25 protein-coding genes are annotated in these 22,889 nt (G+C 37.2%); 9 read left to right on the top strand and 16 right to left on the bottom strand.

Annotated elements, in window-relative coordinates; genetic code table 11:
• Nucleotides 1-18 precede the first annotated feature (18 nt).
• The 3 genes from AC1Q6O_RS02245 to AC1Q6O_RS02235 all read right to left on the bottom strand — a co-directional run bounded on the left by AC1Q6O_RS02245 (nt 19) and on the right by AC1Q6O_RS02235 (nt 5,109).
• Nucleotides 19-1,170, bottom strand: a complete 1,152-nt coding sequence (locus AC1Q6O_RS02245) for a Gfo/Idh/MocA family protein (protein ID WP_043989712.1) — start codon at nt 1,168-1,170, stop codon at nt 19-21.
• A gap of 823 nt (nt 1,171-1,993) precedes the next feature.
• Nucleotides 1,994-2,809 (bottom strand): thermonuclease family protein, encoded by an 816-nt coding sequence (locus AC1Q6O_RS02240; RefSeq protein WP_492400897.1) that lies wholly within the window; start codon nt 2,807-2,809, stop codon nt 1,994-1,996.
• Nucleotides 2,810-3,360: 551 nt separating this feature from the next.
• On the bottom strand, nt 3,361-5,109 hold the full coding sequence (locus tag AC1Q6O_RS02235) for an ABC transporter ATP-binding protein (RefSeq protein WP_272898254.1): 1,749 nt from the start codon (nt 5,107-5,109) through the stop codon (nt 3,361-3,363).
• Nucleotides 5,110-5,221: 112 nt separating this feature from the next.
• On the opposite strand from AC1Q6O_RS02235, the gene AC1Q6O_RS02230 reads away from it, so the two are divergent.
• Genes AC1Q6O_RS02230 through AC1Q6O_RS02220 form a run of 3 tightly spaced genes read left to right on the top strand, consistent with a single transcriptional unit; the run spans nt 5,222 to nt 9,986 of the window.
• Nucleotides 5,222-6,652 carry an ABC transporter permease gene (locus AC1Q6O_RS02230; protein ID WP_171365804.1) on the top strand — a complete coding sequence of 477 codons (1,431 nt, stop codon included), beginning with the start codon at nt 5,222-5,224 and terminating at the stop codon, nt 6,650-6,652.
• A gap of 13 nt (nt 6,653-6,665) precedes the next feature.
• Nucleotides 6,666-8,162, top strand: a complete 1,497-nt coding sequence (locus AC1Q6O_RS02225) for an ABC transporter permease (RefSeq protein WP_492400896.1) — start codon at nt 6,666-6,668, stop codon at nt 8,160-8,162.
• A gap of 12 nt (nt 8,163-8,174) precedes the next feature.
• Nucleotides 8,175-9,986, top strand: a complete 1,812-nt coding sequence (locus tag AC1Q6O_RS02220; protein ID WP_096363630.1) for an ABC transporter substrate-binding protein — start codon at nt 8,175-8,177, stop codon at nt 9,984-9,986.
• A 116-nt stretch (nt 9,987-10,102) separates the two neighbouring features.
• On the opposite strand, the gene AC1Q6O_RS02215 is transcribed toward AC1Q6O_RS02220, so the two are convergent.
• Entirely contained in the window at nt 10,103-10,684 is a 582-nt protein-coding gene (locus AC1Q6O_RS02215) for a phosphatidylglycerophosphatase A family protein (protein ID WP_008174245.1), read from the bottom strand.
• 113 nt (nt 10,685-10,797) lie between these two features.
• Here AC1Q6O_RS02215 and AC1Q6O_RS02210 point away from each other — a divergent pair, with 113 nt between their 5' ends.
• From AC1Q6O_RS02210 to AC1Q6O_RS02200, 3 genes are all read left to right on the top strand, one after another.
• Nucleotides 10,798-11,517 (top strand): alpha/beta hydrolase, encoded by a 720-nt coding sequence (locus tag AC1Q6O_RS02210; protein WP_096363628.1) that lies wholly within the window; start codon nt 10,798-10,800, stop codon nt 11,515-11,517.
• Nucleotides 11,518-11,598: 81 nt separating this feature from the next.
• The gene (locus AC1Q6O_RS02205; protein ID WP_008174247.1) at nt 11,599-12,114 is read left to right on the top strand and encodes a YjcG family protein; all 516 of its coding nucleotides are present in this window, start codon (nt 11,599-11,601) and stop codon (nt 12,112-12,114) included.
• A 3-nt stretch (nt 12,115-12,117) separates the two neighbouring features.
• Complete coding sequence (locus tag AC1Q6O_RS02200) at nt 12,118-12,546, top strand: GNAT family N-acetyltransferase (RefSeq protein ID WP_008174248.1); 429 nt, start codon at nt 12,118-12,120, stop codon at nt 12,544-12,546.
• A gap of 119 nt (nt 12,547-12,665) precedes the next feature.
• Here AC1Q6O_RS02200 and AC1Q6O_RS02195 read toward each other — a convergent pair whose 3' ends face one another.
• From AC1Q6O_RS02195 to AC1Q6O_RS02170, 6 genes are all read right to left on the bottom strand, one after another.
• The gene (locus AC1Q6O_RS02195) at nt 12,666-12,914 is read right to left on the bottom strand and encodes a stage VI sporulation protein F (protein WP_008174251.1); all 249 of its coding nucleotides are present in this window, start codon (nt 12,912-12,914) and stop codon (nt 12,666-12,668) included.
• Between the two features lie 138 nt (nt 12,915-13,052).
• Nucleotides 13,053-13,235 carry a YjcZ family sporulation protein gene (locus AC1Q6O_RS02190; RefSeq protein WP_012292972.1) on the bottom strand — a complete coding sequence of 61 codons (183 nt, stop codon included), beginning with the start codon at nt 13,233-13,235 and terminating at the stop codon, nt 13,053-13,055.
• 65 nt (nt 13,236-13,300) lie between these two features.
• Entirely contained in the window at nt 13,301-13,660 is a 360-nt protein-coding gene (spoVAE, locus tag AC1Q6O_RS02185; RefSeq protein WP_008174255.1) for a stage V sporulation protein AE, read from the bottom strand.
• A gap of 16 nt (nt 13,661-13,676) precedes the next feature.
• Nucleotides 13,677-14,672: a stage V sporulation protein AD gene (locus tag AC1Q6O_RS02180; protein ID WP_008174258.1), complete on the bottom strand. Its 996-nt coding sequence runs from the start codon at nt 14,670-14,672 to the stop codon at nt 13,677-13,679.
• On the bottom strand, nt 14,666-15,121 hold the full coding sequence (gene spoVAC, locus AC1Q6O_RS02175; RefSeq protein WP_008174259.1) for a stage V sporulation protein AC: 456 nt from the start codon (nt 15,119-15,121) through the stop codon (nt 14,666-14,668). The genes AC1Q6O_RS02180 and spoVAC overlap by 7 nt, the downstream gene beginning before the upstream one ends.
• Complete coding sequence (locus tag AC1Q6O_RS02170) at nt 15,122-15,523, bottom strand: YhcN/YlaJ family sporulation lipoprotein (protein ID WP_225316259.1); 402 nt, start codon at nt 15,521-15,523, stop codon at nt 15,122-15,124.
• 125 nt (nt 15,524-15,648) lie between these two features.
• On the opposite strand from AC1Q6O_RS02170, the gene AC1Q6O_RS02165 reads away from it, so the two are divergent.
• Nucleotides 15,649-16,173, top strand: a complete 525-nt coding sequence (locus AC1Q6O_RS02165) for a CotY/CotZ family spore coat protein (RefSeq protein ID WP_008174263.1) — start codon at nt 15,649-15,651, stop codon at nt 16,171-16,173.
• A gap of 65 nt (nt 16,174-16,238) precedes the next feature.
• Here AC1Q6O_RS02165 and AC1Q6O_RS02160 read toward each other — a convergent pair whose 3' ends face one another.
• The 6 genes from AC1Q6O_RS02160 to AC1Q6O_RS02135 form a co-directional block, all read right to left on the bottom strand.
• Nucleotides 16,239-16,667 carry a hypothetical protein gene (locus AC1Q6O_RS02160; protein ID WP_008174264.1) on the bottom strand — a complete coding sequence of 143 codons (429 nt, stop codon included), beginning with the start codon at nt 16,665-16,667 and terminating at the stop codon, nt 16,239-16,241.
• 29 nt (nt 16,668-16,696) lie between these two features.
• The gene (gene mgtE, locus AC1Q6O_RS02155; protein WP_492400895.1) at nt 16,697-18,073 is read right to left on the bottom strand and encodes a magnesium transporter; all 1,377 of its coding nucleotides are present in this window, start codon (nt 18,071-18,073) and stop codon (nt 16,697-16,699) included.
• Between the two features lie 285 nt (nt 18,074-18,358).
• Entirely contained in the window at nt 18,359-19,267 is a 909-nt protein-coding gene (locus AC1Q6O_RS02150; RefSeq protein ID WP_328038663.1) for an RluA family pseudouridine synthase, read from the bottom strand.
• Nucleotide 19,268: 1 nt separating this feature from the next.
• Complete coding sequence (locus tag AC1Q6O_RS02145; protein ID WP_025116813.1) at nt 19,269-20,063, bottom strand: NAD kinase; 795 nt, start codon at nt 20,061-20,063, stop codon at nt 19,269-19,271.
• The gene (yjbM, locus tag AC1Q6O_RS02140) at nt 20,060-20,731 is read right to left on the bottom strand and encodes a GTP diphosphokinase (RefSeq protein WP_008181494.1); all 672 of its coding nucleotides are present in this window, start codon (nt 20,729-20,731) and stop codon (nt 20,060-20,062) included. Before yjbM ends, AC1Q6O_RS02145 begins: the two co-directional genes overlap by 4 nt.
• Before the next feature lie 53 nt (nt 20,732-20,784).
• A complete protein-coding gene (locus tag AC1Q6O_RS02135) occupies nt 20,785-21,168 on the bottom strand; it encodes a UPF0738 family protein (RefSeq protein ID WP_036123426.1) in 384 nt (127 codons plus the stop codon).
• Nucleotides 21,169-21,295: 127 nt separating this feature from the next.
• Here AC1Q6O_RS02135 and AC1Q6O_RS02130 point away from each other — a divergent pair, with 127 nt between their 5' ends.
• Nucleotides 21,296-21,883 (top strand): CYTH domain-containing protein, encoded by a 588-nt coding sequence (locus tag AC1Q6O_RS02130; RefSeq protein WP_008181498.1) that lies wholly within the window; start codon nt 21,296-21,298, stop codon nt 21,881-21,883.
• A gap of 28 nt (nt 21,884-21,911) precedes the next feature.
• A complete protein-coding gene (locus tag AC1Q6O_RS02125) occupies nt 21,912-22,679 on the top strand; it encodes a lytic transglycosylase domain-containing protein (protein WP_492400894.1) in 768 nt (255 codons plus the stop codon).
• The last annotated feature ends 210 nt before the right edge of the window (nt 22,680-22,889 follow it).

Below are 22,889 nucleotides of genomic sequence, written 5' to 3'. Positions count from 1 at the left end.
AACTACACCCCCTATTTATCAATGTTGCAGAATGGTAGATTCCTGCTTAATCTCAATAACCTTACCTCCGTTACGAATAGATTCTGTTGCTGCACAGCCCACTGCGACACTCATACGTCCTGCAAATGGCGTTGTCAAAGGTTTTTTATCGTAGAGGATGAGTTCTACAAAATCTTGGGCAATTTTCGGGTCAGCTCCGCCATGGCTACCTTCCTCAGGCTTCATTTCGTACACAACATCACTCAATTCCTCCCAAGAATTTGATTTCCGTGTTTTTAAATAAACTTTATTATTGATATCATCATTTTCGAGACGCCCCTTCGTACCGATAAATGTATAATTTCGCGAATAGTCAGGTGTAAAGTGACATTGTAAATAAGAAGCCTTTATGCCACCTTCCAACTCCATCATGACCATATTATTATCCTCTACATCAATTTCTTCACGGAACGCACATTCCGTAAATGTATGGGCAACATATTCTGGACAAGTTTTTTTCTGATCACAGGTTGGACATGTTAACGTATTAGGTTGATTTCCACCGTAATAATCTAAGCTTCCAAATGCAGATACCTTCTGTGTATATTTCCCTGAAATCCAATGAATGACATCTAAATCGTGTGAGCCTTTTTGAAGTAGTAAGGAGGTTGTATTTTTTGAATTACCATGCCAATCGTGGTAATAGAAATAACCACCGAATCCAACAAAATGACGCACCCATATTGCCTTTAATTCTCCAATGGCCCCTGAATCAATTATGCCTTTCATCGTTTGATACATACTCATATAACGCATATTAAAGCCAACCATCAGATGCTTTCCTGATTTTTCCCAAGCATCTAATATTCGATCGCAGCCTTCCACCGTAATAGCTAATGGTTTTTCCGCATACACATGCTTACCCGCTTGTAAACAAGTAATAATATGCTCCTCATGTAAATAATCTGGCGATAAAACCGCAATGGCATCGATGTCATCTCTTGTTAATAACTCTTTATAGTCCTTTGTTAAAAATAAGGGTGTATCAAATTTTTCCTGAAATTTTTCTAAACGTTCCTGAGAAATATCGGCTAGTGCTACTATTTCTGATTCCCCATTAGGTTTATGCCAGTATTGTGCCAATCCCCCCCTTAAGCCAGCTCCAATCACACCTATCCGTATTTTCTTCATGTTAGTTCCCCCTCGTTTCATCCTTGTGCCTCTGTATTTCTTAAACATTTGCAACAAAACTTATATTACCCAAAACAACACGACTACACGTCAACACGTTGTAGGTACAAGTTAATATATAATGAATATTCAAAAAATTTAACTGGAATAAATATATAATTCCAATACTTAGTATGTCAATACCCTAGATTATGGTTGCTTGTATGCACCAACTGCTATCAACATGAGTTGACCCATCCTAAAATTTAGAACATATACCGCTTCTTCAAGAGCTCAATCTACCACTCCATTTGTTTAAATTTTTTTCTGACATGCCAAGTTCTTCGGCGGTACCCTAGCTATTTTAGATACAATCACCCCTGTTTGACCTAAGCAAAAAATTATCTGAGTTCAGGAGTTGACCTGACTCAGATATTTTAGTAGGAACATTATCTTTCATCCACCTTAAAGCCTGTATCTTGAGCTTCTTTAACTGAACGATAAAGTTAATATAATTTTTAAGCTTAAAGAAATTAAGAAGCTTGTATCAAGGACTTTACTATAAATTGAGGTATTAATTCTCGATCCCTTAGAAACTGCTGATAAATTTGAAGGAGATATTAATTTCAAAGAAGTTTATAGCCGTTTTTTCCTTTTGATAAACCCATTCCCGCAGTCGAAGTCATAAAATTGTATTATATAGACAAATAACACAAAAAAAGGGAGATGGTTTCTCTCAACATAGAAACCATCTTCCTTTTTTCACTTACGTTTTCCCTGGTGCTCGTTCATACTTCTTAGCGTAAACACTGAACATGCCGCTAGAAGTATGTAATGCCTGATTTTATTGCTTAGCAGGAATAAACCCAGCGGCTTTCGCTTCTTCTTCCGTACAGAACATCTCTTCTGCTATTGTATTCTCATAGTCCCGTTGCCCTGGCATATGATAAATTTTATTACCCTTGGAGTTAATATTTCCTTTGATTTCGCAACTGCCCTTGTTGTTATTGGTATTCGATTTATCCTCAACTATGTTAGACTGATTTCCATTTTTTATAGCAGCATAATATACATCTTTATCGTATCCACGATTTGTTACATAGTCTTCAACTGACCATATCCCAATAGCCGACTGTTGTGCAGTTTTTTGAATGGATTTAAACCAATCTACATGCCTCGTATTTGGATCATATATATAGGCCACTCGTGCTAATCCATTTTTCAATAACTGCTCCTGAACACTTATACCTTCTTTCGTATAAATATAGGCAAGTAGTCTTTTATATTTATCACGATAAGAAACGTCAAATTCTAAATAGACTGTATCCAGACCAGCTAATAGTTGCTTAGTAAATTCTTTAGCTTCTGGTCCGTACGGTTGCTCTCCTAATGTCTCATGATTAGTTTCCGGGGTATCCACAAGTAAAAAGCGAACTTTTTCAGGGCTACCGTTATATTTTATCCTTATTGTGTCCCCGTCAATTACACTTTCTAGTTCATATTCTTCAAACTTACTTACATCGTGTTTCTCTGCGTTTTCTATCGTTGAAGATATTAGATCTCCCATATCTCCAGTCTTAATACTATTCGTACTAGTTTCTTCTGTGCATGCACTCAGAACCCATATAGAAATGAATAAAACAAAAATAATTTTCTTCAAATTTACACTCTACTTTCTAATTTATATCCCCTACAATTAAAAATCTCCGGAGTTAACTAATTATTTTTTCATAAATGGTTTCCTTCTCCCATTGCAAGATTGCTCCTGTAACGAATGAAAAGCCTTCAGTCATTGTAACAACTGAAGACTTTTATACATATATTTATTTAAATATTAAATATAAAACAACAGCCAAAATAATTGTTCCACTAGTTATTAGCGTTTTAATATCTGATTGTTTCACTTTTATCTCCCTCAGCTATTTATTTACACTAATCATAACATGTCCTAGCCCTTTTTATATAGATTCAAAATTATTCTAAACAAAAAGATTATGTACAGTAACTACATAATCCCCTTGTAACAAATATATATTTTTCTATAATTCTTTGAATGTATTAAAAGACTTCCATTATATGCAACTACATTTTATTTATGCAAAATAAATAATGTAGATATTCCATCTAGGCTCTAATATAGTTTAATTAAAGGTTGTTCATTTTCAGCGGAAACCTGCCAAATGTCTCTATTGTACTATAATATGGCAGCCATCATGTTGAAACGGCAACCCAATGATTTGGAAAAACTTCTACAAGCTGGCTATTTTCTACCTCGTAGTGAACTTTCACGTCGTCTGTATTTTCCGCATCACTATATTTCTGCTTTTCAATCGCTGGATCGGGGATTGGTATGGACTGTAATAATGCACGTGTATAGGGATGCTGAGGATTAGCATATAGCTCCTCACTTTCAGCTAATTCTACAATTTTCCCCGCATACATAACTGCTACCCGATCACTAATATGCTTCACCATCGATAAATCATGTGCAATAAATAAATACGTCAACCCAAGCTTTTGTTGTAATTCCTTTAGTAAATCCACAATCTGTTTTTGAATGGATACATCTAAGGCTGACAAAGGTTCATCACAAACTATAAAATTAGGCTCAACCGCTAATGCTCTAGCAATCCCAATACGTTGTCGTTGACCTCCTGAGAATTCATGTGGATAACGCATAGCGTGTTCTTTCTTCAAACCAACAAGCTCAAGCAGTTCCTCTACCCGTCCTAGTCTTTCACTATGTGATTTCACTAGACCATGAATATCAAGTGCTTCCCCAATAATATCTAAGATTTTTTTACGAGGATTTAACGATGAATAGGGATCTTGGAAAATTATTTGCATATGGCGACGCATCGCCTTTAACTGCTTTTTCGTTAGTCTCGTTACAGGAATCCCTTGGTATAAAACTTCTCCATTAGTAGGCTGATGAAGCTGTAGAATTGTTCGACCAGTGGTAGATTTACCTGATCCTGATTCGCCTACTAAGCCTAAAGTTTCCCCTGGGAGTATATGGAATGATAAATCATTGACAGCTCTTAATGTTTGGCCTTTTCCTAATGAAAATTCCTTTGACAGATGTGTGACTTCGATCAAAGGTTTATTTGGATCAATACCTGGTTGGATAGTAGAAATTTCTTTTGGCTGCTTTTTTTCATGTAGCTTTGGTAGCGCATTCAATAATTTTTGGGTGTATGGATGCTGCGCATTTGCAAAAATCTCTTCCGTCGTACCCTGTTCAACAATTTCTCCTTCTTTCATGACAATGAGACGATCACACATACCAGCAACGACACCTAAATCATGTGTAATTAAAATAATAGATGTGCCCATTTTCTTTTGCATATCTCGCATCAATTTCAAAATTTGGGCTTGAATAGTTACATCCAATGCTGTCGTTGGCTCATCCGCAATCAGCAGTGACGGATTACATGCAAGTGCCATAGCTATCATTACACGTTGTCGCATACCACCTGAAAATTCATGTGGATATTGTCGATAACGCTCTTCTGCATCCCGAATGCCAACAAGTTTTAATAATTCAATGGTTTGCGTATAGGCTTCCGTCTTTGACATGGATTGATGCTTGATTAAACTTTCAGCCACTTGATCTCCTATTCGTATGGTAGGGTTTGTAGATGTCATAGGATCCTGGAAAATCATGCTAATATCTTTTCCACGAATTGTTTCCATTTGTTTTTCTACTAATTCCGTTAACTCCTGACCTTTGAACTTAATAGTGCCAGATTTTAAAAATGAAGGTGGAGATGGTAATAAGCGCATAATGGAGCGTGCTGTTACACTTTTCCCACTCCCAGACTCACCTACAATTCCGAGTGTTTCACCTTTATTTAGATGGAAGCTTACATCTTTTACAGCTTCAAACTCTGTCTCCCCGGTAAGAAAGGAAACACGAAGATTATTGATTTCTAAAAGCTTTTCGCTCATTCGAATCATCCTTTTTAAAATTTGTGATTGACTTACTTTCATGTATAATCCATACTTTACAATACTGATAGGAATTATACAATATAGTGTTGAATATTTTATTAACGCTTGGAGGAAATGCATGGTTACTTCAAAAAATTATTTAAAACCAAAGGAATTTACGTTCTTTTCTATGGTTTATCAAAAACTAATGCACCAAAAGCCTTATAATATACTACTTTTTCTTTTAAGTATTTTGGTTCATCCATTTACATACTTTATCTATCGGAAAAAGAAACATTCAAATACTTATGACCAGGCTTTTGAATTGCGTAGTCAGTATTACTTGAAGAATGGTTTATTTGCCCAATGGCAGCAATCTTTTGAACAGCAAGAAATAGCAAAAGCTTCATTTTTTCAAGAAGCTGTATCATCATCGCGAATACAGCAAACTGCTAATGAATTAGCCAAGAAAAGGCTTCAACAGCAAGTAGATCATGATTTACAAAATGAAGGTATACAACCATTAACTTATGATCAATTTTTTAATCAGCAACTGAAAAACAAATATTTTGTAGCTCTTACCTTTCTACCAGCTGTTTTATTTTATGTAGTGCTAATTTTATTTGCGAACCCGTTTTTGCAATTTATCATTGAAAGAATTTTACAAAGCTTCATTGTGATTGTTGGTGTGGCAACATTAGTGTTTACAATTTTGTATCTATCACCTTTCGATCCAGCCAGAAACTTACTTGGCGTTGAGGCGACAGCAGAGCAAATAGCCAACTTTAATCGCATTCATGGTTTGGATCAACCTTATTTATCTCAATTATGGCATTCACTATCTGGCCTATTTACTTTTGACTTAGGCACATCCTTTGCAGGTAAAGAAGATATTACGCACAGCATTACAAATAAATTTCCTGTCACACTTGAAATAGCCGTATTATCACTGTTAATGGCTATTGCTATCGCCATTCCAGTCGGTATTATTTCAGCGGTTCGTCCTAATTCGTATTTGGATTATACATTTATGTTTATTGCTTTAATTGGTTTATCCATTCCAAGCTTTTGGCAAGGTTTAATTTTTATTTTAACGTTCGCGTTAAAGCTACAATGGTTTCCAGCGACCTATAACCCCCAAAATTGGTTATCCCTTATCATGCCAGTTATCGTCTTGGGGACATCCATTACGGCATCCATAGCTAGGATGACAAGGTCGAGTATGCTTGAGGTGATCCACGAGGATTACATTATTACAGCTAAAGCAAAAGGTTTGAATGAATTTAAAGTAATTTCAAAACATGCCATTCGTAATGCCATGATTCCGATTATTACGGTGATAGGACTTCTTTTTGGAGGTATGTTGGGAGGCGCATCTGTTACAGAAAAGGTATTCAATATTAGTGGGATTGGTAGCTATATTGTTGATAAACAATTTATTCCTGATATTCCCGCAATCCTTGGAGGCGTTGTTTATATCGCTATTACGATCTCCATTGTCAATTTATTGATTGATATCATGTATGCCTTTTTTGATCCACGCATTCGCTCGAAAATGAAGAAGTCTTAAAGGAGGATCACCTGTGAAAAACATCTTACATGTCAAACTACTTTTGAAGATTACACAGGAATATGTCAATTCTCATTTTACCTTTGTCTTTTCCTTACTGTTTTCTTTATTGTTTCTAGCCTATAGCTATAATTTTTCAACCCATAGCTGGCGACCAATTGTTCTACTATTCTTTGTTATTTATGCCATTACTGCGATCTATGTGGCTTTTGTAAATTTACGAATAAAAAGAGATTTAGCAAAGTTTGGGGAGATTCGAAGAGGTACTCGTATTTTCGGCTATCCTCTACTATTAACCGTTCTTTCTGGCAATATTTTTTCTACATCATTTGCGTTTATGCTTGTGTCCACTAGAAAGACTGCCGAATATACGTTTGCTGCCTATGCCTTTATTACGCAATTATTCATCATTGGTATTGCAGCATTAAATTTATTTAAGCCTTATGTAACAGATACCTTTTTACTGGCGATGAGTGTTTTCTCCATACTTGCGCTTATTTATATCGTGATGACCATTTTATGCGTTAAGTTTGTCACACCAACAGCGGCTCCAAGATGGATGCTTATCCCTGGTATTTTATTACTATTGGCTACTTTCACTGGTAATCTATTTGCTACATTACTAGGTTATAGCCTTATTCAAAAGGCTCGAAAGGCAAACCCTTCTTCTATTGAAAAGTGGCAAAAAATATGGGAAAAGATTTTACGAAATACGATGGCTGTATTCGGATTATTTTTCATTATTTTTATGTTTTCATTGTCCATCACAAGTACTTGGACTTTTGACTATGACTTTGCTACAGAAAATAACTACGGTGCCCTGCTGCAAACACCATCATTAGAATATCCTCTAGGCACAGATAATTACGGGCGAGATTTATTTTCCCGTATTGTATTTGGGGCACGCATTTCATTAATCGTCGGATTTTTCTCAACGATTATTCCTGCGTTAGTCGGAGGCGCGTTAGGGGCATTTTCCGGCTATTACGGAAAAACAACTGACAATGTCATCATGCGAAGCCTAGATATTTTATATGCTATTCCGGGCATTCTGTTAGCCATTGCTATTATTGCTGCATTTGGTGCTAATACGATCAATCTCATTATTGCACTTAGTGTTGGGGCAATTCCAACCTATGCACGTACAATGCGGGCGAATGTCATGCAGCTAGCAAATTTTGAATTTGTGGAATCCGCCCGAGCTTTGGGGGCATCTGATGCGGCCATTATTTTCAAGCACATTGTTCCTAATTCATTAGCACCCATGATTGTTAAGGCAACACTTACGATTGGTGGAGCTGTTATTTCAACAAGTAGTTTAAGTTTTTTAGGGCTTGGTATTGAGCCACACATTCCCGAATGGGGCAATATTTTAAAGGTTGGTAGTACGTACCTGGAAACTCATTCATATGTTGCGATTTTCCCAGGTCTTTGTATTATGCTTCTTGTCCTCTCCTTTAACTTCTTAGGAGATGGTTTACGAGATGCTTTAGATCCAAAAACAAATTAATTGGAGGTACCTATGAAGAAATTACTTGTATTATTATTCGTCGCAGTATTAGCTTTAGCTGGCTGTGTACAGACGAAAACTGACGTAGAAGGAAGTAAAGATTCAAAAGATAGTGACAAGAGCAATGGCAAAGTAGCCATTGAAGTATTAGGCATGGCAGCTTCTGAAGAAGATATGAATATTGTTCGAGACCAATTAGTAAAAAACGGCTTTGATGTAAAGCTTAATATTCAACCAGATTACGGTTCATTCTCGGCCCAAAAAGAAGCAGGCAACTACGATCTTGCCCTTTCAAGCTGGACGACAGTAACAGGAAACCCGGACTATGCTGTTCGTGGATTATTTAAAACGGGTGGAGATTACAGTGTTGTTGCAGATTCAAAATTAGATGCCCTAATCGATGAGGCGAGTACATTAACTGGTGAAGAAGCAGCGGCTAAATATAAAGATTTAGAGCAATTACTAGTATTCGATCAAGCTTATATTGCGCCTTTATATATTTCCAATAAGTATCAAGGGATCTACTCGGAGTTAGTAAATCCTAAAACTGTACATTTACCAAAATCTCGTGCGCAAGTATGGGAAAAAATCGAATTTAATGATTCTGCTAAAAATGCAACTGAACCATTAATTTTACACCAAACAATTAATTCTCTTACCTCGCTAGATCCGATTAAAGGAAATGATGGTTCCATCAACACATTAAATACAAATATGTATGTTCGTCTTGTTAATTTAACAAACACGGATGACGTTGTTTCAGATGGTTCATTATCTTATAACCATGTAATGGCAGAAGGCAATCAAGACTATTACTTTATTTTACGCGATGATATTCATTTCGCCGCAGTGAAAGATGGCGCAGCTGTTGATACAGGTGATCTAGTATCTGCTGAAGATGTGGTCTTCTCATTAAACCGTGCTAAAGATGCTAATTCAGTACCAGATCACCGTACTTATAGTATCCATGAAAATATTGAAACAGTAGAGATTGTTTCAGATTTAGCTGAATTACAAAATAAAAAAGTATCTGGCTCTGATCAAACAGTTCTGGAAGCATTATCACAAAACCTCCCTGCATCTGTAGCGCAATTAGCAAAAGACAAAGGGTCTGTTAACAATGCTTCTGGTTCATACCAAGTTGTTAAAATTACAACACCAACACCATTCCCGCAAGTGTTAAACTATTTAGCACACCAATCTGGTGGTATTGTATCTGAAAAACAAGTAACAAGTATTAATACGTATGATGTAGCTAACTATGACCCTGACAAAGATATTGCCTATGGTGATCAAGCTACAATCACTGAAGGATCAGCAACTTTCAACAATCAACTTTATGCAAGTGGTCCTTATATTTTAGTAAAGAAAAATGATTATGAAGCACAATTTGTGAAAAATCCTGCCTACCGTGTTGGTAGTGAGTATGAACCAAAAATTTCGAAAATCAATGTTCGTTTCATCTCTGATGTTGACAGTGCTTTATCAGCATTACGTAATGGAGAAATTCACGTTCTTCAAACAGTTCCAGAAACAAAACTGGATATTGTGAAATCTGACGATAAATTAACTTTAAATACTGCCGATAGCAATGCTGTTTCTTACTTACAAATGAATACATCTGGTCGCGCAGTTTCAGATTCAGCTGACTTACGTAAAGCGATTTTGTACTCCATCAACCAAGACGAGTTCATTAGCTATTACCAAGGCAATAAGAAACCTGCTGTATCAACTGTATCTCCTTTAGTTGACACTGGGTTAAAACTTGAAGCCGATAGCGAAAAAGTAAAAGAATTTTTAAAAGCCTATAACGATAAAAAGTAATAAAGGGATTTTTTAAAAGAATAAAATGACAAAAGCCATTGAGAGTAAAAATTCTCGATGGCTTTGTCTATCCTTCCCATATTTGAGAAAGTTATTTTTTATAGTAGAAACTCATTTTATATTTCATTATGTGATTTTGGCTTTGGTCCTAGCTCTTCTGGCTCGATATCCGCAAATGTCTCGCCCTCTTCCTCTAAATCACGCATACGGTGAGCAATTCGTGATGCTGCAGAAGCCGCGATACTGCCAACTAAATCATCTAAAAACGTGTTAACATGATGCCCAGGCTCAGTATCTAATTTTTTAATAATGCCAATTTTTTGCTTGTCTAAATGACCAAATGTGGTTACTGCAATGCTGCCATATGTAAAAACAGATCCTAGTGCGATTGTTTCGTCCACACCAAATAAACCTTCATCAGATTCTATAATTTGCTGTAATGGTGATGATAATAATTTTTTCTCAGCTAGCTCATCTAATTCAATTCCTACTAAAAGTGCATGTTGCACTTCTCGTTTACGCAGTACACGCTCAACCGAATGAACACAATGATCCAGTGTTAAACCTTCATTATAGGTTTTTTGCATTTCGTAAACAATTTTTGCGATATCCTCGATCGCCACACCTCTACGAATTAACGCGGCATGTGCTGCCTTCGCTACTTCATCAGAGTGCACACGAATACTTTTATTATGCATAAGCTACCCCTCATTTCGATTTTATTGCTAGTATAGTGCTAGCCCAACCTATTATACCTTTACTTTCGTAATATGGTACAATTTTGTTACAAACATAAGAAGGAGTGTCATCATTGGATAAGGGAACAGTACAGGATTTAGCATTCTATAGTGAGGCATTACAGGAAGAATTACAGCTCTATATTTATGTTCCTGCAAATTATTCTCCACTATATAAATACAACATTCTAATCGCATCAGATGGTAAAGATTATTTCCAGCTTGGTGGTATTACAAAGCTAGCTGATGAACTGATTGATGACTATGAAATCGAAAATTTAATTATTGCTTTTGTTCCATACAAAGATATTAACGATCGACGTCATAAATATATTCCTAGTGGTGAGCAGCATGAAGCTTATCTCCGCTTTTTAGCACATGAGCTAGTACCTTATTTAGATAACGAGTTTTCCACGTATCAAATGGGTATGAGTCGTGGAGTAATTGGAGATTCGATGGCTGCTACAGCTTCCTTAATGGCCGCATTAAAGTATCCCAGTATTTTTGGCAAGGTCATTCTTCAATCACCATACGTGGATGATGACGTTTTGAAGGCAGTCGAAAATTTCAAAGATCCAGCAGCCATTTCTATATACCATATAGTTGGTAAGGGTGAAGACCAAGTAGTGACTATGGATAAATCTGTGAAGGATTTTTTAACACCTAATCGTCAGCTCCATGATCTTATGATCCATAAAGGGTTCTCTATATTTTATGACGAGTTTGATGGCAATCATACATGGAAATATTGGAAACCAGACCTTCGACGTGCATTAATTGAAAATTTTAATTAATGTGAGTGATTAAATTACGAAAATTGGATTTTCTGATATACTTAAATAGAAAAATTGTTTATTTACGGGAGGTAATGGACTATGAAGTACGGTATTGTGGCATTTCCATCAAAAAAATTGCAAGATTTAGCGAACACTTATCGCAAACGATATGATCCTCATTTTGCGAAGATTACACCGCATATGACGTTAAAAGACAGCTTTGATGCGTCTGAAGAAGAAATTCAAACCATCGTTAAGCAATTGGATGAGCTTGCTGCTAAATATGCGCCTTTAAACATTCATGCATCACGCATCAGTTCGTTTTTCCCTACAACCAATGCCATTTATTTCCGCATTGAACCAACTGAACAATTAGCTGCTTTCCAACATGAAATCCAAGAAAATATTTCTTATGGGGAAACGAAACATGTATTTGTACCTCATATTACAATCGCTCAAAAAATGTCGGATTCTGAGCATGACGACATCTTTGGTCAATTACGTATGACTGGTGTAGATGAAAAAGATACAATTGATCGCATTCATCTTCTATATCAATTAGAAGACGGTTCATGGACAACATACGAAACATTCCGTTTGTCTGGAGCTGAGTGATGATTGTATAACGTTAAGATTGTTGAAACAAAGCAAGAACATGATGATGCGTTTACTGTACGAAAAAAAGTTTTTGTTGAAGAGCAAGGCGTTCCACTCCATTTGGAATGTGATGCTGAAGATGCAACTGCAACGCATTTTATTATGTATGAGGACGATGAGCCTGTAGGAGCAGCGCGTTTACGTAGTATTGAAAACAATACAGCAAAAATTGAACGTGTTTGTATTTTACAATCTCAACGTGGTAAAAAATTAGGGGCTTTACTAATGAAGGAAATGGAGAAATACGCCATTTCTATCCCAAAAGAAACATTGAAGCTTCACGCGCAAAGCCATGCAATTCCATTTTACGAAAAGCTTGGCTATGCGGTAACTTCTCCAGAATTTCTGGATGCTGGTATTCCGCATCGAGCAATGGAGAAAAAAATTTAATGAAAGGGTGTTACGATATTGTTCAATGTCGTAACACCCTTTTTTAAACCAAAATCCGCTTGCCACCATTTATCTACTCTATCGTAACAAGCTGCTTTGCCAAGTAGATATGCCATGCGCTACTTCATCATTCTAGTGATTTTATCGAAATCTAGTGATGCTCCATCTTGAATAATAGATTGTACTAATTTATCTTCTAACTCTTGTGTAATCGTTCTGTTAGATATCTTAGCAACACGTCGTACGATTTTTCTTACTTGTTTTTCACTTGTAAAATCCGCATGTTGAATGGCATTGGCTAATGCGAAGATTTCATCCATCGAAACACCTGTTTTTTGCTCAATTGAATTAAATAACGAGCGATGCATGTTTTCCCTCCTATCATTAAAACTCAATTTGACCTTGCGACTTGCCCGAAGCATTCACAAATGGTGGAGGCCTTAACTTTATTTAGGTATGTGAACCCTCTAAATAAGAGTTAAAGCCTTTACAATATGTTCATCAAATTAGATGTAAGTAGCGCCAACAATAATTAAAAGAATAAATAGAACAACAATTAGAACAAATGTTGAACCATAGCCAGAGTTGTTGCCTCCACAATAACTATAGTTATTGCCTCCGCAATAGCTATTGTTCCACCCACCAACATTATTTCCATACGGTTGTGAGGACCAGCCTTGATATCCCATAAAAGCACCCCTCCCTTCTACAACCTATAATATGTTTGGGTTGTAGAAATGGGAGGGGTATTCGTCTAGTCGATATTTCCTTTAGGCTTAAAAATTAATGCACCAATAAAAGCAAAAACAATAGCAGCACTGATACCTGAGCTTGTTACTTTAAACATTCCTGTTAAGACGCCAACCAGTCCATGCTTTTCTGCCTCAGCCATTGCCCCGTGTGTTAGAGAATTACCAAAAGAGGTAATGGGTACGGTAGCTCCTGCGCCAGCAAAATTAATTAATGGCTCATATAACCCCATACCATCCAATATAGCACCGAGGACAACGAGTGTACTTAATGTATGGGCCGGTGTTAAATTACCGACATCCATTAATAATTGGCCGATGACGCAAATAATGCCTCCAACAATAAATGCAAATACAAATGTCATTACCATAATTTATGCCTCATTTCATTGTAATTTCGATGGCATGTGCCGTACATGGAATCGTCTCACCTTGTTGAAACGATAATGGAGACAATAATGCCCCAGTTGCCACTAGTAATACACGCTTATAGCTACCCGCTCGCATCTGCTGAAGAACGTAACTAAAAAAAACAGCTGCTGAACAGCCTGCACCACTTGCCCCTGATTGAAAGGATTCATCTTGCCCATAAAACTCAGCACCTGCATCGCGTAAAAGAGTTAGTTCCTCATTTTTCACACCATTTTCAACAAGCATTCCCTTCAAAAGCTTTAACCCAAGCTGACCTAAATCGCCCGTCAAAATTAAATCGTAATGATAAATTTTTTGATTTCGTTGTTGTAAATGAGATTGAATCGTTTGAAAGGCCGCAGGTGCCATTGCAGCACCCATATGGAAAGGATCATCCATGCCGTAATCCACAGATTTTCCAATTGTGGCAGCTTCGATGGAAGGATACTCTTCACGGTGTTTACCGATTAGCGCATAGCCAGCAGCTGTTACAGTCCATTGAGCAGTTTGTGGCTTTTGTGCACCGTAATTGATAGGATAACGAAATTGACGTTCTATCGCATTATGCTGACTTGACGCACCGGCTAATGAATAATTAGCAGCACCTAATTCTGTTAAAAGACAAGCAATAATGACGGAAGAAACAGAGGTGGCACACGCAGAAAATAGTCCAATAAATGGTATTTCTAAATCCCTTGCTGCAAAATTGGTCGGTGTCATTTGATTGACCAAATCTCCACCCATTAAATAATCAATATCTCCACCTTGTACGTTCATTTTCTTCATAGCCGCATCACATGCTTCTTCAATCATTTTACGATGCCCCTGTTCATTGGTTTTCATTTGCCAACGTTCATCATCATACACAGCATCAAAATACTGACTAAAAATACTTCGGTTCTCTAATGGGCCTGCTACAACTCCACCTGCTAATAGGGATGGTTTCGATTGAAAAACGATTACCATGAAACCACTCCTATCATCACGAAGATATATTTAATAAGTGCTACGAAAAACGCTGCTACTACACCAAATAAAACCACTGACCCTGCTAGCTTAAATAAATTACCGCCAACTCCTAATACTAAGCCCTCTGATCTATGCTCGATGGCTGCGGAAATAACGGCATTACCAAATCCAGTTACTGGCACTGATGAACCTGCCCCAGCAAATTGACCCATTCTTTTATATAGACCAAGCCCCGTTAGCAACATAGCAAAAAATACCATTGTAGCTACGGTTGGATTACCGGCTGTCGCTTCTGTAAAATTGAAGAATATAATATAAAAAAGGGACACAGCTTGGCCAATTGTACAAATAAGACCGCCGACAAAAAACGCCTTTGCTATATTCTTTATATATGGAGGCTTTGGTGTCACATTTTGCTCCAACTGCTGATATTGCTCTTTTTCCATTTATGTCTTCTCCTTTGCTAGCTCTTTAAGTTCTTTAATTTTATCGCTCAATTTATTATCTTCAATCTGATCCTTTTTTATTTTATTGGCTTCATAAAAAATTTTATAATCAGCTGAGACAAAAACATCTTTATTTGGATATTTCTCATCAAATTTTTTCTGCAACTTTTTCTCTAACTTAGTCTTTTTCCACTTTTCCCATGGTTTAATTTGTACTGCAACAAGCATACTATCGTCATAATGGATAACGGTTGATCGTTCCACATAGTCCTCTTCTTTTATAAGGGCTTCGACTTCACTTCCATTTTGGGATGGACCGTAGACGATAAATTTTTCTTTTTCAGCACAACCATTTAACAGCAAAACGACTAAGAGAGGTAACGTCATTCCAAGTAGCCTCAAGTTTTACCCTCCTTTTCTTTAAAGTTTCTCCACACATAAAAAAACTATTCATAGATACAATAGCCCGAGTCCAAATTTGAAAAGCACATATTGTAGAAGTAGTAACAAGGAAAGGAGGTGACAATATGGGTTGTGGTAAGCCAACAAATCCTATTGGACCAATCCATTCAGCAGGCTGCGTTTGTGACGTAGTGCGCGCTATTTTAGATATTCAAAATCAAGCGGTGCGAGATGAGTGTTCTCCATGTACAGCAAACTGTTTCTTAGAACCACTAGGCGGGATTGTTAGTCCTGCTCGCTCTCAAGCAGATACACGTGTATTTATGTTAATTACAAAAGATGGTACTCCTTTCAAAGCATTCTTTAATTCCCCAACTGCAGATCCTTGTATTTGTACATCCGTATTCTTCCGCGTTGAAGATATGTTTGATGAGTGTTGTGCGACTTTACGTGTTTTAGAACCTCTATGTACATTCGATTCTAGTGAAAGTACAGTAGATTTATTAAGTCGTGACGGCTGTTGCGTAAATATGAAGAAGATCTGTAAAGTGGATGATTGGAACTCAACAGATAGCTGTATTACTGTAGACTTATCTTGCTTCTGCGCTGTACAATGTATCGCTGATGTTGACTTAGGGATTTGTGACTAATTTCTTTCACCTTTGACACACACACATAAAAAAAAGTGTACAGCATCCTCTGCTGTACACTTTTTTTATAATGATGGTAATTGTCTTCCTCGCCAAAGGACTTGTTTTATATCTTCAAAATAAATGATTTCCTGTGTTTTTAATTCTAGTGAGGTAAGCATTAAAGAATCATTTTGTACATCTGAAGCAGAACCAGTTAATTTTCTACCATCTTTTAAACAAACTAGAAGCGGCTGATAGGCTCGCTGACGAAATGGCTTTTCTAAAAATTGAAGTTGTTTTAGTAAATGCGGATCCACTTCCACATCTTTTACAACTTCTTCTTCTTCTTCGTCAACCGTTTCATCTACATAAGTATTGTCCTTGACGTATACAGATGTACTTTCATCTAAATCAAGTTCATGCAACACCTTAGAAATATTTAAAAAATACGATGGTGATTTTATAAACAAGCGTGGTTCTTGACCCACAATACTCACTTCCCCTTTTTCCATACAATATGCGAAAGTAAGTAAATTGGTTCTTAGCCTATTTGACTTAAGAAAACTGTTGCTAAACCTAAATAAATTAAAATACTTGTAATATCATTTAAAGTTGTAATAAACGGGCCAGAGGCAACAGCTGGGTCAATTTTTAAACGGTGCATTAACAAAGGTATAAATGAACCAGCTAATGTCGCAACTAAAATCGAGCCACAAAGTGCAGCACCTACTAACATCCCAAGTACTAGTTCTTGTTTCCAAAAATAAACGATACCAATGACAATTAAGCCGCAAACAATTCCTGAAATTAAGCCTGTGCCCGCTTCTCGTAGCAGTAATTTTAATTTACTATGTTCTTCTACATCACCTGTAGCAATACCTCGAATAGCTACGGCCAAAGCTTGTGTTCCACTATTCCCCGATGTTCCTGAAATCAACGGAATAAAGACTGCCAATAAGGCAACCTTATCTAAAGTATCCTCAAATTGCCCCATTAAATTGGCTGTTAGCATACCTAAAAACAGGAGTACCACCAACCATGGCAAACGTTTTCTGGCAGCTTGGAGTGGTGTGACATCAAATTTATCCATATCGGAAATACCGGCTAACTTAGAGTAATCCTCAGATGCCTCTTCATCAATAACGTCGATAATATCATCGACGGTAATAATCCCAAGTAATTCACCTTTATCATCAATAACAGGTGTCGCTAAGAAATTATAATCTTTCATTATATGTGCAACTTCCTCTTGGTCATCTCCTACATGTACCATAACGACACGTTCATTCATAATTGAACGAATAAGTGTATCCTCTTCGGCAATAATTAAATCTCTTAATGAAATAACACCCGTCAAACGGTGCTTTTCATCTACTACGAAAATATAATAAATGGTCTCAGCATCCGGTGCCTCTTTACGTAAAATGGCCATTGCTGAACGCACTGTAGAGTTTTCTGGAATAGCGACATATTCAGTTGTCATAATGGACCCAGCTGTATATTCATCATAGCTTAGTAGCTCATTAATTTCTTCAGCCGTTTCCTCATCCATCATTTCCAGATAACTTTCACGTTGTTCCATATCCAGTTCATTTAAAACATCGGCTGCATCATCTGCATACATATGAGAAAGCATTTCTGCCCCATAAGATGGATCCATTTCAGCTAGATATGCTTTATACTCATCATCTTCAATCTCGATTGCCTCAAAAATATCAGCCATTTCTGTTGGAGACAAGAACGAATAGATGATCTTCCTTATATCAGGTTCCACCTTTTCGTAAAACGTTGCCTGATCATATGGATGAAGTTCTAAAAACTCATCACGGAATGCGTCAATATTATGTGCTTCGAGCATGCCTCGTAAATGTGCTTCGTCAAATTGCACATCATCCTTTTCATTTCTATCCTCTATCATGCTTGTCCCCTCCTTCCGAGCTATCCATCATTATTACGGGCAATGCCGTAAATCTACCTTCTATATAATAGAGCGAATTATACCCTTCTGCAAACCCTTTTTTGTTTATTTCCACGAGGATTTACATGCCCTTCAATATAATGGTATTCCTTCCTAAAAAAACGTGACGTTTTCACTATACCCTATATTTGTACTTGTCAAATGAACAGGGTGTAAAGAACACTTTATTTACTATCAAAAATGATAAGGAGATGCCCGTCGTGCGAACATCTCCTTATCATAATATTAAGCGGAAGATCCTTTAAGCAAATTTTGCATATCTTCATTAAGCATACTTGTGAACTGCAAATGTTCACTTGTTAAGGGATGTGTCATATTTAAGGACACACAATGTAGTGCCTGACGGTCCATATGAAGTCGACTTCCTCCATAAAGTTCATCACCAACAAGTGGATGACCTAAAGACGACATATGTACACGAATTTGATGTGTACGTCCTGTATGCAATTTAAGAGCTACATGTGTCATCGGTTCATTCCCTAAATAAAAACGTTGGATGACGGTTACATCTGTATGAGCATATTGCCCATCCTCACGTACTTCTCGCTCAATAATGCTTGTTGCTTTACGCCCAATAGGTGCCACGATTGATTGGCTATCCTGGTCAACATGTCCGTGGACAATTGCCTCATATTGCCTTGAAATCTCCCCATTACGCTGAGCCAAGCCTGTCAAATGATGAATATGTGCATGCTTGGCAATACAGAGTAAACCTGAAGTATCTCGGTCAAGTCTCGTTACAATATGAGCAGTGGACGCTAATCCTTGCTGCTCAAAGTAGCCACAAACTAGATTGGCAACACTATTGGTTGGGTGTTCACGTGAGGGAATCGTACTTTGGTGAGCTGGTTTATTTAACACCAAGATTGTATCATCTTCATATACAATAGCCAAATCGCCATGCTCGATCATGAGCCCCTCACTCTTTTCCTCAGGAGGAAATGTCACTTCCACACAATCATCAACTTGAAGAGCATATCTCACATTACGTTCGATCCCATTCACCGTTAATAATCCCCCATCGAACTTTATAGCTGTTAATGCTCGCTTAGATATACGCCATTCTTGTAGAGCTTCTCGTAATAATTGGCCTTCTTTCTTAGCCATAAAGCGCAATGTAAATCTTGTATCCATCTTACTCATTTGCAACGAAAGATTCATGCACACGTTCCCAAAATGGGAATGGACGGAAACGTGCGAAACGTACCCTTTCATTAGCCACGTTAAATACAATTGCCTTTACATCACCCTGTGTAATTTGTAAATGGTCCACAGTCATATTAAAGTTTTGTTCATTTACTGGACGTAAAACACAATGATGGTGGGCGGGTAAAATTAATGGAGAACCAACTGTCCTAAATACACGATTATTAATCGATGCAATTTCTGTAATTTGAAGTGCTGCTAAAGTTGGATGGATGATTGCTCCTCCAAGCGCTTTATTGTAGGCTGTACTTCCAGAAGGAGTTGACACACAAAGACCATCTCCTCTGAAACGCTCGAATTGATTGCCATTTAACTCAACGTCCATTACCAGTGTGACATCTGGCGATTTAACTGTTGCCTCGTTTAAAGCTAGATACGTATTTGATTCTGCATTATGATGCTCCACCTTCACTTCTAACAGCGGATATTCCACCACATTAAAATCCTTTTTAGCAATGGACAAAACTAATTTTTCTAATTCTGAAGGCTTCCAGTCTGCATAAAAACCTAGGTGTCCTGTATGGATGCCGACAAATGCCACTTGATCTAATAAATGAGAATATCGATGAAAGGCATGTAAAAGCGTTCCATCTCCACCTATAGAGACAACAATTTCTGGTGCTTCCTCATCATACGTTAAGCCAAAATCCTGTAAGTAGGTTTTAGCTAGCTCCATTAGCTCATTGGATTGTGCATCTCGACGTGATTGAATCGCAAATTTCATTGTGAGTCACGCTCCTTCTCCGATAGTAAATTAGGATTCGATGCTTCCTTGTATTCGCTGAAATACGCCTGTGCTTCTTGAATTTCACTACGAATAGATGACATTTCCTCATCTAAGCGAAATGCCGCCTCAGCCGCACTTTGCAAGCGATTTTTTATTTCCTCTGGGAACATGCCCTTATATTTATAATTTAAAGAGTGCTCAATAGATGCCCAAAAATTCATAGCGAGTGTTCGTATTTGGATTTCGGCTAACACTACCTTTTTCCCCTGAATCGTTTCAACAGGGTATTCAACAATCATATGGTAGGAGCGATAACCACTTGGCTTATTATGTGTAATATAATCGCGTTCTTCCACTACACGCATATCTTTTCGTTGACGAATAAGCTCCGTTACTGTAGCAATATCATCAACAAATTGACACATAATTCGAAGACCGGCAATATCACCGAGTTCATCACCAAGTTGTTTAGATGGCTCAAAAGCTAACCCTTTTTCCAATGTTTTATCATATATACTTGCTAAGGGCTTTACACGACCTGTTACAAATTCGATAGGTGAATTGGCATTAACAATACCGAATTGCGAACGCATGCCCTTTAATTTTACTTTTAGTTCATCTACTGCTTGTTTATAAGGACTTAAAAATATTTCCCATTGTCCCATCACAAAAACCTCCCGACATTCGGTATCGAACACCGTCTGTTCGTTTTGTCTTTCTATTCAGCGAGAATTGCCTTGAAGTGTTGTTCCACTGTTTGGACAAATTCTGCCCCGTAATTGTAATTTCCTTCAATATTATACACGAGCATTTCCAATTCATCGTAGAAATTTGTAAGCTCGATTGCTTCTTCACTTATTCGTAGTATTGGATCTTTCTTTTTTTGTAAAATATGTACAAGATTTTCCCAACTACTCGGTGGAAAACGCAAGTAATGATAGTCTTCGCCTGCATCCAGTAGATAAATAAATGCAAAATCATCTGAATCTGCAATAAGTTGTCCAGCAGGTTTTAACTGTAAATTTACTTCATTGTCGTTTAAACTAAAATGAAGTTGATCTTGTTCAAAATTCGATGTTTCTATTGTATAAATTTTACGCACGTGCGGTTCCCCTTTTCGTTGTACTCTTCCTCTTATTTTAGCACAGAGGGTAAATAGTTGCAGTGTGTAAATGTTAAATCAAGCGAAACAGCGAATGAAAAATAAAAAAATAAATAGGTGAATATAAATGACACAAGAAATTGAAATCGAGTTTAAAAATCTCCTAACTAAACATCAATACGAGCAACTATTACAAGATTTCCACATTCGTAATAATGCTATTCATCGTCAAACAAATCATTATTTCGACACACCTACTCATGCGATTCGCAAGCTACAAAGTGGACTGCGCATTAGGCAAATCGGTGAATATTATGAATGTACACTGAAAGAAAAAAATGCTGAGCATGCTCACCTTGAAACTACGGACCCATTAACAGCAGATCAAGCTCAGAAAATGCTGGAGGGCGAAGGCTTTTTTGCTCAAGAGGTTGCCAAAAAACTTGCCCTTCATGGCATTCCCTTAGACCAATTACGGGTGTTTGGCTCACTTACTACAGATCGTGTCGAAATTCCATATAAAGAGGGGCTTCTTGTTTTTGACCATTCTTACTATTTGCAGTGCGACGATTATGAGGTAGAATATGAAGCAAAAGATGCCATAAAAGGAAAAGCAATCTTCGACGAATTTTTACAACAATATGGTATTCCAAAGCAGGAAACTGATAAGAAAATCGCCCGCTTTATGAAGGCTTTACAGCAGCAAAATTTATAATAGTATAAAAAGAAAGGTGACTAACTTCTTGGATATTCAATCACTAAGATCTTTAATGGAGATTCAAGCATTACAAACACTTGGATCGACAGATGGTTCAGCCACAAACGCTTTGACAGACAATCAATCTATTTTCTCTGACATGATGAATGAATTATTAGGGGATGCTTCAACTGCCAGCAATGCCAAGCTTTCTAGCTTACTAGGTCTAGGCACAGCAAACGCTGATATCTTCAATCAGTTAGCTAATACTTCAGAAGGCACGCTTGAATCATTGTTATACAAAGGTTCTAATGCTGTGTACATTCCTGAATCCGTTAAGCAGGCATTAACAAGCTCTTATGAGCATACAAAACTTGATTCCTATGTTTCAGATAATGTGATTGGCTCAACTGCCTATGCAAACTCCTTGGCAGGAGCAGATCAATATGCTGCTATTATCGAAAAGGCCTCAGCAACCTATGGTGTACCTGAGAAGCTTATTGCAGCCGTTATAAAACAAGAATCTAATTTTAATCCATCTGTAGTTAGTCATGCAGGAGCCCAAGGCTTGATGCAATTAATGCCTCAAACAGCACAGTATCTAGGAGTTACCAATGCTTTTGATCCAGAACAAAATATTATGGCTGGGGCAAAATATTTGCGCCAAATGCTAGATAAGTTTAATAATGATCCTACACTAGCATTAGCAGCCTATAATGCTGGCGCTTCTCGTGTCACAAAATATGGAGGCATCCCTCCTTTCAAAGAAACACAGAATTATGTCAAAAAAGTAATGAATTACTTCACCGTGTAATCGCATTATTCTTACTATCTATCTATTTTCCAACAAATTTCACCCTCTGTGGTGAAATTTGTGCTTTTATAGCGAACAACAATTCGAAAGAGCTCTTTATTTGTGAAAACGAAAAGACGTTGATAGAATGAAGGTAGTCACAAGAAATTCACATTTTAATGACGGAGTATGTAAATGGTACTTTACGATATAAAGAATTAAAGGAGCATA

It is taken from the genome of Lysinibacillus sp. GW823-FHT06C08, from assembly GCF_058795135.1.
The sequence above is the reverse complement of the archived record's forward strand: the minus strand, read 5'-3'. Positions and strand labels throughout refer to the sequence as shown.

Bases quoted from the DNA above. Each gene is read 5' to 3' on its own strand.
- AC1Q6O_RS02150 (WP_328038663.1), bottom strand. From the start codon at position 19,267: ATGGATACAAGATTTACATTGCGCTTTATGGCTAAGAAAGAAGGCCAA.
- AC1Q6O_RS02190 (WP_012292972.1), bottom strand. From the start codon at position 13,235: ATGGGATATCAAGGCTGGTCCTCACAACCGTATGGAAATAATGTTGGT.
- AC1Q6O_RS02235 (WP_272898254.1), bottom strand. From the start codon at position 5,109: ATGATTCGAATGAGCGAAAAGCTTTTAGAAATCAATAATCTTCGTGTT.
- AC1Q6O_RS02195 (WP_008174251.1), bottom strand. From the start codon at position 12,914: ATGCATCGCTCGTTATTTAATTCAATTGAGCAAAAAACAGGTGTTTCG.
- spoVAC (WP_008174259.1), bottom strand. From the start codon at position 15,121: ATGGAAAAAGAGCAATATCAGCAGTTGGAGCAAAATGTGACACCAAAG.
- AC1Q6O_RS02180 (WP_008174258.1), bottom strand. From the start codon at position 14,672: ATGGTAATCGTTTTTCAATCGAAACCATCCCTATTAGCAGGTGGAGTT.
- AC1Q6O_RS02245 (WP_043989712.1), bottom strand. From the start codon at position 1,170: ATGAAGAAAATACGGATAGGTGTGATTGGAGCTGGCTTAAGGGGGGGA.
- AC1Q6O_RS02165 (WP_008174263.1), top strand. From the start codon at position 15,649: ATGGGTTGTGGTAAGCCAACAAATCCTATTGGACCAATCCATTCAGCA.
- spoVAE (WP_008174255.1), bottom strand. From the start codon at position 13,660: ATGACATTTGTATTTGCATTTATTGTTGGAGGCATTATTTGCGTCATC.
- AC1Q6O_RS02160 (WP_008174264.1), bottom strand. From the start codon at position 16,667: ATGGAAAAAGGGGAAGTGAGTATTGTGGGTCAAGAACCACGCTTGTTT.
- yjbM (WP_008181494.1), bottom strand. From the start codon at position 20,731: ATGGGACAATGGGAAATATTTTTAAGTCCTTATAAACAAGCAGTAGAT.
- AC1Q6O_RS02145 (WP_025116813.1), bottom strand. From the start codon at position 20,063: ATGAAATTTGCGATTCAATCACGTCGAGATGCACAATCCAATGAGCTA.
- AC1Q6O_RS02130 (WP_008181498.1), top strand. From the start codon at position 21,296: ATGACACAAGAAATTGAAATCGAGTTTAAAAATCTCCTAACTAAACAT.
- AC1Q6O_RS02205 (WP_008174247.1), top strand. From the start codon at position 11,599: ATGAAGTACGGTATTGTGGCATTTCCATCAAAAAAATTGCAAGATTTA.
- AC1Q6O_RS02220 (WP_096363630.1), top strand. From the start codon at position 8,175: ATGAAGAAATTACTTGTATTATTATTCGTCGCAGTATTAGCTTTAGCT.
- AC1Q6O_RS02230 (WP_171365804.1), top strand. From the start codon at position 5,222: ATGGTTACTTCAAAAAATTATTTAAAACCAAAGGAATTTACGTTCTTT.
- mgtE (WP_492400895.1), bottom strand. From the start codon at position 18,073: ATGATAGAGGATAGAAATGAAAAGGATGATGTGCAATTTGACGAAGCA.
- AC1Q6O_RS02215 (WP_008174245.1), bottom strand. From the start codon at position 10,684: ATGCATAATAAAAGTATTCGTGTGCACTCTGATGAAGTAGCGAAGGCA.